The sequence below is a fragment of the Lysinibacillus sp. NPDC059133 genome, assembly GCF_042755925.1.
Taxonomy (GTDB): Bacteria; Bacillota; Bacilli; order Bacillales_A; family Planococcaceae; genus Lysinibacillus.
On the sequence record NZ_JBHZDH010000005.1, the window covers coordinates 1 to 11805 of the forward strand.

Genomic DNA, 11805 nt, shown 5'->3' on the forward strand with positions numbered 1-11805 from the left:
ATGTTTTTCGTGTAAACTTAACCATGCTTATGTCCTTTATTTTGGATTTGGATGGTTTACTACCACCCAACCATTATAAAGGCTTTTTTTATGCACGCATAATATTGCGGAAAATTCAGTTTTTAAAAATACATTGAATTATTTTAATGCGACGCTAGTGAAATTTTATCTTTGTCTAAATCAAGGAATTCATCCTTCTCATTACTAATATTGGGATAATAGCCAAGTGTTAAGATTACATTTTCGTTTTCTTTAAATATAATTAAATGATTAGGCAATGCAATATTCATGCTTTCGGTACTTTCTTGTTCTGCTCTTTCAATCGAATTAATAAGTCGCTTTATTTCTTCTTTCGATTTAATGACTGAAATAACTTCACCTTCTTGCTCTCTATATTCTTCAGGACTTGGTGAAGCACTTTCGAATTTCATAATCTCAATGCTTGTAATTGTAGTATCATTTTCAAAAATACTGTTTGAACATCCTCCCAAGAATAAAACCAACAGGAATAGTAATAGCAAATTATTTTTTATAATAACAAATCTCTCCCTACTAAACTTATTAAATTATTTAACTAAACTCCACCGTTAGCTGATTAAAAAACAAGAGCTGTCTTAACAGCTCAATATTCTTCAAAGCACCAGTTAGTTTAATATCTTATTTGTTTAATCTCTCTCATTATTCATTAATCTCAATTTTTTTCGCATTTGCTTGTTGGGGATAACTATCCTCTATTGCGTTTGTCCAAACAGAAACAATAAGTCCTACTTTTAAAGATTCCATTTCATCCGTTGAAAACCATATCGCATCTGGTTTCCCGTCTGGTAATTTTTCGGTTTTGTTTTCCACTAAAAATCTTTCACCTTCTATTTGAACAATTTCGCCTATGATTGTAGGTTTATCTGTTATTTCCTGTGTTGATTTTGAAATCTCTTTGTTGAGTTCCTCCTCTTTACCACTTTGTTGACAGCCTAATAACCCTATTGATAAAAATATTAAAGATAAAATTAAGCTAATTTTTTTCAATATCATCACGCCCTTTTATAAATTAGACTGAATTTCGTGATTTTCGTTTCAAATTTTATGATAATTTATTCCACTAAACTGCTTCTGTTGTAATAACTTTTGTACATTCTAAATCAACACAATTATGACTATTGTCTCACGGTTTCGGGGTACTTAAACCAGCATCTTGGAATGCTTTTAGAACATCATCTGCACTATAACTCATATTTGTTTTTGTATATCATATGTAGATGTTTTGTGTGTCTCATCTACATTGTATTTAAATTCAAATACACCAATTTCATTTAATCCAGTAGTTGCTTTTCCTTTATCATCAAGTGCTACTTTTGCCATTGCAGAATATGTATTAGCAACACTATTTTCGGTTTTAACATTTACCCAAATTGAGCTAACATTTTTGAACTTATCTTTAGCTAATTTTTTTGTCTGCTCAACCAATGCTCTTAATTCTTTTTCATCAGTGGATGGTGTAGACAATGTTACTCGCCACATTCCTTTACCAAAATCATCTTCTTCAATTTTGTATTCAGGGACATTGGTGCTTTTTCATCTTTATCCTCACGTGCAGCTTTTTCTTCAGGTGTTTCTTTCTTAGGTTTTGCAACAATCTCTACTTTTTCTTTGTCATTTTCAGTTGTATCAACTGACGCATTTGTAAAGCCATAAATGATACAATCATTAAAGCTCAAGGAAAGTATTGTAGATTTATTCGTATAGTTTTTACTGATATATGCAAGGTTAGCAGTACACTAATAAAGTAATAAGGTTTACTTCAGTAAAATAAGGTATATTATATTTGTTGAAAGATTTTCTTTAAAGACAAAAAAAGTAGGTGAACAAAGTGGGGAAATATCAATTGGATACCAAAGGTAAGGTAGCTGTGACAAAGTATCATGAAAAACACAAGCCTGCCAAATTTGATAAAAAGCAGCAACTTGAAAAAATACGTGCGGAGTATTTGAAAAAGAAGCAAAAACAAACAGATAAATAATATGAATGAAAACATAGGAAGACTAAAATCTTCCTATGTTTTTCTTAGATGAAGAATTTGTACCACATTTTATTAGAAGTAGTATATTTAATAGCCCCACTAATACAATTAGCAATCTCAAAATTTACATTTGGAAAAAGGTGTGGGTAACGTGCTTTGTGTCGTTTTTATATCTTCATGGTCTAGCCTATCTTTTATAATTAATGGATTAGTATTATACTCATTAATCAAAAATGAAGCATGTGAATGATGTAAACCTTTTGCTTGAATAGGCTTCACTCTAGCAAGTTTGTATAGGATTTTTATTTACAGTTATTGGTGAACTTTCGGGGAGTCACCATTTTACTGGGGTTTTTATGAATTTATTGAGTGAAAGTTTCTCTATAGAGACTTTCACTTTTTTGATTAGAGAAAAGCTACCTGATGGATAAAAATGGTGTTTAGTATTATTAATAGAGACAACAAATTTGACCATAAGGAGATTTGATTTGAAGTGCATTTAAATTGTGGGCAAGTAAAAGAGTTAATCGGATTTTCATCAAATGAAATTAACCTCGGTGGAAATTATGTACCTGAAATACACGATGCTTAAGTGGCTGAATTGACTTTAAAAATTGACTCCATTACAAAAGATATTAGTAATCTATTAGGATAGTGTCAATATACACAAACCACTATGGTATAATAATAAAAACGGAATAATAAGATAGAGGTACAAATCAGAATTTCGATTTGTTTAAAAGGGAAGATCGGTGCAAACCCGACGCTGTCCCGCAACTGTAAATGGGAGCACGTTTCAAAAGACCACTGTTACGCAATGTAATGGGAAGGTGAAAGGTGTGATGAACATAAGCCAGGAGACCTGCCTTTATCTAGTACAACCAAAAAACCTACGAGGATAGGGGGTGTTGAGTGTGACTAGAGAAATTCTTCTGCATGCTCATAGTACGATGATTGCTGAACAGGTAGCTTCTATTGCTAATAGAAAGCTTTGTTCGCCATGTCAATCACCGTATTATGTCGTGTATTTGTCATAGTAGACATCTTTCTGTAGAGGGAAAGATGTTTTTTTATGCTAAAAATGAAGGAGTGTTACACATGAATCCACAAGTAATCGAGTATTATGAAAGTCTGTTGAAATTTGAAATCATGGAAAAGCAGTATACAAGTTCATCTCAAACATTAGGGGAGCTAGTTGAACAATATGTAGGGCAGGATGCTGTTCATAAACATGATATTTTAACAGCTTATACGAATGTAATGAAAGAACTAATTGGATAAAGTGAAACTTTAATCAGTGGGGACGCATTATCCCCACTGATTATTAGTGTTCACCAATCGGGCTTCTACGGGCAGTTAAACCCCATGTAACTTCTTCGCTATAGCTTAATTTTAAAGTTTGGAGTGGTATTGCCCGTTGAAGCGGGATAAAGTGAAACTTCAATCAGTGGGGACGCATTATCCCCACTGGTTATTAATGATTATTAGTGTTCACCAAGGTTCAAAGGCTACTTAATGTTCACCATTTTACGGGACATTAAGTAGCCTTTTCTAATGAAAAAATTCATCGTTCAGCTATTTTAGAAAGTCGTGCTAAATGATTGACATACTAAAAATACATCGGTAAGATTACGTTGAACAGTTGTTTTGAACGTTTGTTCAAAAAAGAGGTGAGCTTAATCAATAAAAAAATAGATGTACAAAATGAGAAAAATAAAGAAGTAAAGGACCAAATTTTACAGGCCGCAAAATCTCTTTTTTCTTCAAGGGGATTTGATGGGACTACTGTAAGGCAAATTTGTGATGAGGCGAATGTTTCTCTTGCCTTAGTTTCATATCATTTTGGTGGGAAAGAAAATGTATTTAATGCTTTATTTGAACCTCTTCGTCACACCTTTATGAATGCAAACTATGACTTGAACGATTCATTAGATTCTCTTAAAAGTTTTTGCAGAAATTTCGTCCTTTATCGAACGAACGAACATGAATTGATTGATATTTTACAGCAAGAGATTGTCATGAATAGTCCTAGATTAGAAATGCTAAAGGATGTTTTTTTACCATCTTGGGAGCAACTCCGCGCTATTTTAGTAGCCTGTAAAGAGCAAAAGACAATTGATTTTGAATCGATTGATATAGCAATAAATTTTATTATGGGAACGTTAATGTTTTCCTTTAATAATCCGTTTTTAAATCGTTCTTCGTTCGATACAACTCCTGAACATATAGCGGATCTTGCAGTAAGCTTCGTATTAGATGGGCTTCATACAAAAAATTGAAAAGAAGGTTTTAACAATGAAAGCAGCAAAATTATATGGAATAAAAGATATCCGTGTTGAAGAAGCAGCACTTCCAGCATTAGAACATGGAATGGTCAAAATAAAAGTTGAGTTTGCAGGTATTTGTGGTAGTGATATGCATGAATACGTAGGGGGTGCCTATCCATTCCGTACACAACCAGTACTAGGGCATGAGTTCGCTGGAGTAGTTGTTGAAGTTGCGGATGGTGTGACACATACAAAAGTAGGTGATCGTGTTGCGGTTGAACCACCAATTCCATGTGGAAAATGTGATAACTGTAAACGTGGCTACTCGAATCTGTGTAAAAAAGGACAATCCTATGGATATACAATTTCTGGTGGTTTTGCAGAATATGCAGTTGTCAGAGAAGAAAATGTATATCAATTACCAGATAATATGAGCTTAGAGCTAGGGGCACTTGTCGAACCAACAGCGGTTGCGGTACATGCCGTACGACAAAGTCAGCTAAAACTTGGTGATACAGCAGCTATTTTTGGTGCTGGTCCAATTGGATTGTTAGTTTTACAAGCAGTAAAAGCAGCGGGTGCTAGTGAAATTTTTGTTGTGGAAGTTTCAGATGAAAGACGTCAAAAAGCACTTGATCTAGGTGCAACTTATGTCATTAATCCAATTGAAACAGATGCAGTTGCCTTTATCCGTGAAAAAACAAACGGTGGTGTCGAAGTAGCCTATGACGCAGCTGGTGTTCAAGCTACATTTACAAGTGGCGTAAATTCTGTACATCCAGGTGGCGAGTTCAAAATCGTCAGTGTTTGGGAAAGACCTGTTGAATTCAATCCTAATATAGTCGTTTCACCAGAAGTAAAGATTAGTGGTTCATTTGCTTATTTTAATATATTCCCTGAAGTTATTCGTTTACTTGCAAGAGGCGTTATTGATGGAAATGCCGTAATTACAGATCAAATAAGCTTAGATGATATTGTGGAAAAAGGTTTTGAAGCACTAGCAAAAGATCGTAGCCAATGTAAGATTCTTGTGAATATGAATTTATAATAGTATAGAAAACATAGAGTAGCCAAACTTGACAATGATTGAGTTTGGCTACTTTACTTTGCGTATAACCTGATTATTTTAATAGGAATACATATATTTGTCATAAAAATAACCCTAGGACTTCATACTTATTTCACTTTTTATCTATATAATAATTTTGCGCTTATTATTATAGATTGGAGACTACAACATGAAAAACTCGCTTTACCAAAGCTTTTGGCGAATGCACTTTTATGCCGCATTATTTATTACTCCACTGCTTATTTCGCTAACATTAAGTGGTATTGGTTTTTTATTTTATACCAATGTTGAAAATCAGTTATATGATAAATACTTTTTTGGTGAAAGTGGAAAAACCGAGGTACAATCCATTGATGATGCTGTTAAACTTGCAGAAGAATCATATGCTGGCTATAAAACAAATAAAATTATAGAGTTAGAAGAGCCATACAATACACGTTTATCGATGAAAAATGCAGATGGCAAAGAGAAATATGTGTTCTTAGATGATCATAACCAAATTATTGGTGGTCAGGATGCTGGTTACACATTTGCAAATATTATGAGAAATACCCATAGTTCCTTATTTATTGGTGGGACGGTTGTCAATTATTTAGTCGAACTAGCTGCGTGCTGGGCTATTTTTCTAATGCTTTCAGGCATTTACATGACGTTTAAAGCAAAATTACTAAAGAAAACAAAGCAGACAAACAAACGTCAGAAGAGCAGGAAATTTCATGCCCTTGTCGGGACAATTATTACGATTCCAATGCTTGTTATTATTTTCACAGGCTTACCATGGTCTGCGTTTATGGGGAAATATATTTACCAAGCTTCACAAGACAATCCTTCTTTCGGCACGCCATTATTGCAGCAACAGCCACCAACATCTGATGTCAGTGAGATTCCTTGGGCTACTCGTCAAGAAACCCCTCCAACGTCAGATTCAGGACATGCAGCCCATCACGGTATGGGGGCAGATATGGGCTATGTTGCGAACCCTAACCAACTAAGTGTGGAAAAGCTACAACATGAAATTGATGCAATGAATATATCAAAACCTTATGCTATTATTTATCCTACTAGTGAAGATGGTGTCTATACGGTTGCAAAATCTAGTAACACGGGTGTGACAGGTCTTGATGTTAGTCCGGATGATGAAACGACAATGTATTTTGATCAATATAGCGGGGAATTTATAGACAAAGTTGGCTATGAGGACTATGGTATTCTTGCTAAATGGTTCACTTGGGGAATTCCTTTACATGAAGGTCATTTGTTTGGCTGGCCAAATAAAATAATCAATTTACTAGTATGTCTAGCATTTTTAGTAGTTATTGTTTGGGGAGTTAGAACATGGCTACTACGAAAAAAACAAGGGATGCTATCTGCACCACCTAAAATCTCTCAAAAAATATCCATTCCTTTTATCATTTTCATGATTATTTTAGGAATACTGATGCCACTATTTGGCCTTTCTTTAATTGCTGTCGTACTGATTGAAATAATCATAAATTTGGTGTCTAAAAATAAAAAAGAAGCCAATTAAAATAGTAAGCGATACTGTATCCTTTATAGAAGAGGAATGCAGTATCGCTTTTCTTTTTTAAAGCCAACCTTTATCACTGGCGACTTGGACTGCTTGTTGTCTAGACTCGACTTGAAGTTTTTGAATAGAGGTGGATAAATAGTTTCGAATAGTGCCTTTCGTTAAAAATAACTTTTTACTAATCTCATTTGTAGAGTGGCCTTCTTTTACAAGCTGAAGAACAGCAATTTCACGTTCATTCAATGGATTCTGTTCTTTCATAAACAACGTGGCTGCTAAATCTCTGCTGACGACTTTTTCACCATTCATCACTTTTCTTATTGTTTCAATTAAATAGTCGATTGGTTCATCCTTTAATAAATAACCATATACCTCACAATCCATTGCTTTTTGCAAATAGCCAGGGCGGGCGAAGGTAGTAACAATCATCACCTTGCACGGTAAATTTGCCTGCCTAATTTTTTCAGCAAGGTCTAGCCCAGAAAGATTCGGCATTTCGATGTCCAAAACACATACATCTGGTAGCTCATGTTGAATATATTCCCACGCTTTTTGACCATCTGAAACTTCTGCGATCACTTTTATATCAGGCTCAAACGACAACAAGGAAGACAAGGCGCCCCGTAACATTTGTTGATCCTCTGCTAGTAATACTCGTATCATGTAGTTGGTTCCTTTCTGTAATGTTGGATAGGCAGTGTTAACGTCACAATTGTTCCGCCTACCGGCAAATTGTCAATGGAAGCATGTCCTTGAAGGGCATTCATTCTTTCTTTCATCGATGATAGTCCATTCCCGTGCCCTTGGTTATGTAAGCCGATACCATCATCAATAATGTTAAATGTTAAAACGCCATTTATAACATTGATAGCTATTTGGCATTTTTTTGCTTGACTATGTTTAATAATATTTGTAGTAGCTTCCCGCAGACATAAGGACAGCATCGTTTCTTCTACACTCGCTAGTAGCAGCTTTGGACAGTTATTTTTGATTTTTATTGAGATATCCGCTGTTTGTAAATGTTGTTTACAAAGAATAAGCTCACTGTCTAACGAAATAAAATTCATATCGGATACTAATTCTCTTACTTGCTTAAGTGCTGTACGTGTTGTCGCTAAAATATCATTTAGCTCATCTTTCACACGCATTGTATCTTTGTCGACTAATTTTGATGTTAGTTCGGTTTTTATTTTAATCATTGTCAATGTATGACCAATCGTATCGTGGAGGTCTCTCGCAATACGTTGTCTTTCTTCTTGCTGAACAAGCTGGGTATTTACCACTGTTAATTCCGATTGTAATTTTTTGGACTTTTCAACGTAGTAAATTAGCATTGGAAATAGTAGCTGAATGATCATGATGGGTATTAATGCTTGGGATTGTAATTTGTAAGATGCTCCTGATTCAAACCATATAACTATAAAAAACATAAGGGCAATGGCAATCATTCCTAAAGCAATATGCCACTTCTTTTTAGCTCGCCCAATTAAATCGGCAAAGGTAAAGCCGAAAACTAACATAGCAGAACCTTCATAAATACCCAGTATGATAATAAGAGTAAAGCCTATTAAGGAAGCAAAAAGTAAACGCCAATCTTGATTCCATAATGCAATATAGAATGCTATTAAAAATAAAATAAGGATTAATATTCTAGCCAATAAAGGTAATTGAGAATTTGAACTTAATACCATGGTAAATAAAAAAACGAGCGATACAACATCTAGAATTAAATAGTGTTTTGCTTGATCTCTTGGATATATCTTTATAGTTCACACCAACCCTTTATTTCTGCGTGACACTTTGAATGGCATGTTTGCGAATCCATTCCATAGGTCCAACATGAAAATGCTTGATACAAATATGTGCAATGAAAAGTTGTAGAAGGGAGAGGGTTAACCAAATGCCGATCACTTCAATACTATTTAATTTTCCACCTAAACCTAAGCCCCAGCCATAGAAAATAATAGATGCAATAATATTTTGAAGCACATAGCAACTTAAAGACATTTTCCCAATCTCGCCAAATCTCTTCCATAACCAATCAAGCTTCTTATATTCTATCATTTTACCTAATATACCAATATAGCCAATAGATAGGATTGGTGCAAATAAATAACGAACAGGAAAATCAAATGCTCCGCCAGGAATAAAGATTAGGAGGTTCAAGGGTACCCCAATAAAAATACCGATTTTGAATAGCCTTTGACGCGCCTGACGTCCTTTGTCATCTTGCGAAAATACACCATTTCTCATCAGCTTAACACCAAGTAAAAATAAAAAGATATTCATTGGGATAATAAAAATAGCTTCCGTTCTATAATAAAGAAAATTTGTTAAACGATATTTTATTTGCTCAAACCAAGTACCATTCTCATAAAGACTAACAACAGGATCGAGTCCAGCAAAGGAAGTATTAGCCCCAAGCAATGCGCTGACTAAAATAAGCAAAATCATTACTGCATGGAAACTACCAAAAACGTATAACGCTCGTTTAATCGCTTTATCACCAAATTTAACAATAAAGGCAACAATGATAGCTGTCACAGCATAGCTCATTAAAATATCGTATTCCATAACTAAGGTGAAGTGGATCAGCCCCTCCATAAATAAAAAGACTAGCGTCCAAATATACATTCCTGGCCAAGCATTCCCTTTTCGCATGGCTTGCTGATATTTTAATTCTAGACCTACACCAAACATGATTGTTAATAAACCAAGGAGTTTACCGTTTACGAAAAATAGGACTACCATTCGTAAAAAGTCGTTTAATGACCACCAACCTGAATAATGACTCGTTGTGATATACGAAATATCTCCAAGATAAGCAAAAATCCAAATATTCGTGCCAAGTGTCCCTAATACAGCAAAGCCTCGTAACATATCGATTAAGGGTAATCTTTGTTGAACTTTCATTATAGAATCACTCTTTCTTTGTTTTCTTACAATAATGATAAGAAAATGAAAGGAAAAAACATATTCACACCAGTCAAAGATTCTTTATGACAGGCGTCATTTTATGGTGTATCAGGTAACAAAAACTAGCGGTGATTTAGCATAAAAAGCCCTTATCTTCCTTGTATAACCATCTTGATGGATTAAATGAATTGAAGCAGAAGTTAGCCATTCAAGGAGTAAAAAAATTAAATGAATATATGCTTCAAGCTGCAGTAGGACGTTCATGTGATGATGCCGTTCGTGCAATTAGTAAAGCATATCTTCAACTTGTTAGAGAGCATCCAGAGGTGTATGATGCTAGCACTCGCTTTCCAGATGCTAACGATCAAGAATTACAGCAAGCCCAAGAATCTGTCGTACAACTTGTACTTCAAGTGCTAGATGCCTATCATTTGCAGGAAGAAATTGCGATTCATATGGTCAGAGGATTACGAAGTATTCTACATGGATTCTCTTCTATTGAACAGATGGGGGATTTTTATTGAGGGCATTCATGCAGTGACGATTAATGAAGATAAATATATGCAAACGAATGACTAAGGAGGAAATTTTGCTCCATTTTAAAAGGGATGTTCTGAGTGGGGGGTAAAAAAAGAAAGAAGCGGGTAATGACACAGAGGATTAATTTCCCGCTTTAAATTGTTGAACAGAATTGATGTTGGAGTTGGAGACTTTTCGTTGAACGAGTCTGCTGCTCTTTTTCATTTACATAGTAGTTAAGAAGTATGTTTTCAAGTTAAATAACATCCTCACACTATTTAGTACATGAATAAATTCTATAGTCTAAAATGCCTTCATACTTTAAGTGCATATCAAAATGTTTATCCATTACCTCATAAAGTTCAGGTGCAATATCCTTGGAGTGATGAAGTTCAGGAATGGAGAAGATTGATTTGTTTTTTTGTATACGAATATTTTTAAAACCAGCCTGGTTAAACAAAGCTACCCAATCTTTCTTCATTGAACAAGAATCAAATCCATAAAACTGTTTGATTTCCTTTTCAATTTTTTCTTCAAGTGGTTGATGAATAGTAAATTCAATGGCAATAAACCGACCGCCATTTTTTAATAAACGAAAAATTTCTTTAAGGGCATTAGGTTTATTGACAAAAGAAAGAACAGATTCAGAAATAATAAAGTCAAATGTATGATCAGGTAATGGTACTTGTTCTATAGAGCATTGAATTATTTTTACGGGTAAGTGATTTTTTTTCATTCTCCTTTTAGCCTTTGCGACCATTTCAGGATTGATATCAATACCAGTTACTTTTGCTTTATATGTCTCCGCCAAATAGGCAGAAGTTTGGCCTGTACCACACCCTACATCCAAAATGCGGGACTTTTCGTTAATGCTCTCTACCTTGAATATTTCCTTTGTTAGATTAATGCCACCAGGATGCGCACCGCCAACGCCAAATTTGGACAGAAAATCTAGATACTTTGAATTTTGAATCGGAATCCCTTCTTTATTCGTATTTTTGTATAATATGAAATTAAAAATAGGTTGGTTCCTGAGCTGTCATGAAGAACCTTAACAGAAAGGAAGGGGAGAATAATAAATAGTTGGGCTTCAACATTTTTACAATACATATCTATATATTTTTTTAGCAACTCTCTCCGATAGTCTAAACAATAAAAAATTACAGACGTATACTAGTAAAAAGATATTTGATAGGGGGTGAATTGATGCCATTTTATCCACCGAATCCTAGAATGAGACCATTCCCACCAAGATATAGACAAGGTTTTGGCCCTCCTATTCAAGGTAGAAGGGGGCAACCTTTCTTTAACCATAATCAACAACCCCAAATTTCTAGATTTGGAAGATTACCACAGCATTTAAATACAATTATGGGCCATGCGGGAACAATAACAAATGGAGTTGGTATGCTAAGGCAAATGGGAGCATTTTTAAATTTCTTTAGATAGTTTATTTCGAAGGAACGTAGTTTGCCTTTATAAAAATTAG

Annotated in this window: 16 protein-coding genes, 1 pseudogene and 1 riboswitch; of the genes and pseudogenes, 8 read left to right on the plus strand and 9 right to left on the minus strand. The window is 34.5% G+C overall.

Annotated features, from left to right (window positions below):
* Positions 1-143: 143 nt before the first annotated feature.
* From ACFXN8_RS04020 to ACFXN8_RS04035, 4 genes are all read right to left on the minus strand, one after another.
* The gene (locus tag ACFXN8_RS04020; protein WP_386842960.1) at positions 144-491 is read right to left on the minus strand and encodes a hypothetical protein; all 348 of its coding nucleotides are present in this window, start codon (positions 489-491) and stop codon (positions 144-146) included.
* A 187-nt stretch (positions 492-678) separates the two neighbouring features.
* On the minus strand, positions 679-1026 hold the full coding sequence (locus ACFXN8_RS04025) for a DUF3221 domain-containing protein (protein WP_386842962.1): 348 nt from the start codon (positions 1024-1026) through the stop codon (positions 679-681).
* A 201-nt stretch (positions 1027-1227) separates the two neighbouring features.
* A complete protein-coding gene (locus ACFXN8_RS04030) occupies positions 1228-1503 on the minus strand; it encodes a hypothetical protein (protein WP_386842964.1) in 276 nt (91 codons plus the stop codon).
* 2 nt (positions 1504-1505) lie between these two features.
* Entirely contained in the window at positions 1506-1715 is a 210-nt protein-coding gene (locus ACFXN8_RS04035; protein ID WP_386842966.1) for a hypothetical protein, read from the minus strand.
* Positions 1716-1867: 152 nt separating this feature from the next.
* Here ACFXN8_RS04035 and ACFXN8_RS04040 point away from each other — a divergent pair, with 152 nt between their 5' ends.
* Positions 1868-2017 carry a hypothetical protein gene (locus ACFXN8_RS04040; RefSeq protein WP_370047262.1) on the plus strand — a complete coding sequence of 50 codons (150 nt, stop codon included), beginning with the start codon at positions 1868-1870 and terminating at the stop codon, positions 2015-2017.
* Between the two features lie 44 nt (positions 2018-2061).
* On the opposite strand, the pseudogene ACFXN8_RS04045 reads toward ACFXN8_RS04040, so the two are convergent.
* A pseudogene (locus ACFXN8_RS04045) lies at positions 2062-2308 on the minus strand (site-specific integrase); the annotation flags it as partial.
* Between the two features lie 402 nt (positions 2309-2710).
* A riboswitch (cobalamin riboswitch) is annotated at positions 2711-2901 on the plus strand.
* 30 nt (positions 2902-2931) lie between these two features.
* On the opposite strand from ACFXN8_RS04045, the gene ACFXN8_RS04050 reads away from it, so the two are divergent.
* The 5 genes from ACFXN8_RS04050 to ACFXN8_RS04070 all read left to right on the plus strand — a co-directional run bounded on the left by ACFXN8_RS04050 (position 2932) and on the right by ACFXN8_RS04070 (position 6881).
* Positions 2932-3054 carry a hypothetical protein gene (locus ACFXN8_RS04050; protein ID WP_376072133.1) on the plus strand — a complete coding sequence of 41 codons (123 nt, stop codon included), beginning with the start codon at positions 2932-2934 and terminating at the stop codon, positions 3052-3054.
* Between the two features lie 61 nt (positions 3055-3115).
* Positions 3116-3298: a hypothetical protein gene (locus ACFXN8_RS04055; protein ID WP_376072136.1), complete on the plus strand. Its 183-nt coding sequence runs from the start codon at positions 3116-3118 to the stop codon at positions 3296-3298.
* Between the two features lie 374 nt (positions 3299-3672).
* A complete protein-coding gene (locus ACFXN8_RS04060) occupies positions 3673-4296 on the plus strand; it encodes a TetR/AcrR family transcriptional regulator (RefSeq protein WP_386842968.1) in 624 nt (207 codons plus the stop codon).
* A gap of 16 nt (positions 4297-4312) precedes the next feature.
* Positions 4313-5332 (plus strand): 2,3-butanediol dehydrogenase, encoded by a 1020-nt coding sequence (locus ACFXN8_RS04065; RefSeq protein ID WP_386842970.1) that lies wholly within the window; start codon positions 4313-4315, stop codon positions 5330-5332.
* 190 nt (positions 5333-5522) lie between these two features.
* Positions 5523-6881 carry a PepSY-associated TM helix domain-containing protein gene (locus tag ACFXN8_RS04070; protein ID WP_386842972.1) on the plus strand — a complete coding sequence of 453 codons (1359 nt, stop codon included), beginning with the start codon at positions 5523-5525 and terminating at the stop codon, positions 6879-6881.
* A gap of 57 nt (positions 6882-6938) precedes the next feature.
* Here ACFXN8_RS04070 and ACFXN8_RS04075 read toward each other — a convergent pair whose 3' ends face one another.
* The 3 genes from ACFXN8_RS04075 to ACFXN8_RS04085 all read right to left on the minus strand — a co-directional run bounded on the left by ACFXN8_RS04075 (position 6939) and on the right by ACFXN8_RS04085 (position 9794).
* The gene (locus ACFXN8_RS04075) at positions 6939-7544 is read right to left on the minus strand and encodes a response regulator transcription factor (protein WP_386842974.1); all 606 of its coding nucleotides are present in this window, start codon (positions 7542-7544) and stop codon (positions 6939-6941) included.
* Positions 7541-8401, minus strand: coding sequence for a histidine kinase (locus ACFXN8_RS04080; RefSeq protein ID WP_386842976.1), 861 nt, complete (start codon positions 8399-8401; stop codon positions 7541-7543). Before ACFXN8_RS04080 ends, ACFXN8_RS04075 begins: the two co-directional genes overlap by 4 nt.
* A 262-nt stretch (positions 8402-8663) precedes the next feature.
* On the minus strand, positions 8664-9794 hold the full coding sequence (locus ACFXN8_RS04085; protein WP_386842978.1) for a DUF418 domain-containing protein: 1131 nt from the start codon (positions 9792-9794) through the stop codon (positions 8664-8666).
* A 191-nt stretch (positions 9795-9985) separates the two neighbouring features.
* On the opposite strand from ACFXN8_RS04085, the gene ACFXN8_RS04090 reads away from it, so the two are divergent.
* The gene (locus tag ACFXN8_RS04090) at positions 9986-10321 is read left to right on the plus strand and encodes a TetR-like C-terminal domain-containing protein (RefSeq protein WP_386842980.1); all 336 of its coding nucleotides are present in this window, start codon (positions 9986-9988) and stop codon (positions 10319-10321) included.
* A gap of 269 nt (positions 10322-10590) precedes the next feature.
* Here the strand turns inward: ACFXN8_RS04090 and ACFXN8_RS04095 are convergent, their stop codons facing one another.
* On the minus strand, positions 10591-11337 hold the full coding sequence (locus ACFXN8_RS04095; RefSeq protein WP_386843197.1) for a class I SAM-dependent methyltransferase: 747 nt from the start codon (positions 11335-11337) through the stop codon (positions 10591-10593).
* Positions 11338-11522: 185 nt separating this feature from the next.
* On the opposite strand from ACFXN8_RS04095, the gene ACFXN8_RS04100 reads away from it, so the two are divergent.
* On the plus strand, positions 11523-11765 hold the full coding sequence (locus tag ACFXN8_RS04100; protein ID WP_376072156.1) for a hypothetical protein: 243 nt from the start codon (positions 11523-11525) through the stop codon (positions 11763-11765).
* Positions 11766-11805 lie beyond the last annotated feature (40 nt).

Bases quoted from the DNA above. Each gene is read 5' to 3' on its own strand.
- ACFXN8_RS04085 (WP_386842978.1), bottom strand. From the start codon at position 9,794: ATGAAAGTTCAACAAAGATTACCCTTAATCGATATGTTACGAGGCTTT.
- ACFXN8_RS04065 (WP_386842970.1), top strand. From the start codon at position 4,313: ATGAAAGCAGCAAAATTATATGGAATAAAAGATATCCGTGTTGAAGAA.
- ACFXN8_RS04070 (WP_386842972.1), top strand. From the start codon at position 5,523: ATGAAAAACTCGCTTTACCAAAGCTTTTGGCGAATGCACTTTTATGCC.
- ACFXN8_RS04080 (WP_386842976.1), bottom strand. From the start codon at position 8,401: ATGTTAGTTTTCGGCTTTACCTTTGCCGATTTAATTGGGCGAGCTAAA.
- ACFXN8_RS04075 (WP_386842974.1), bottom strand. From the start codon at position 7,544: ATGATACGAGTATTACTAGCAGAGGATCAACAAATGTTACGGGGCGCC.
- ACFXN8_RS04055 (WP_376072136.1), top strand. From the start codon at position 3,116: ATGAATCCACAAGTAATCGAGTATTATGAAAGTCTGTTGAAATTTGAA.
- ACFXN8_RS04100 (WP_376072156.1), top strand. From the start codon at position 11,523: ATGCCATTTTATCCACCGAATCCTAGAATGAGACCATTCCCACCAAGA.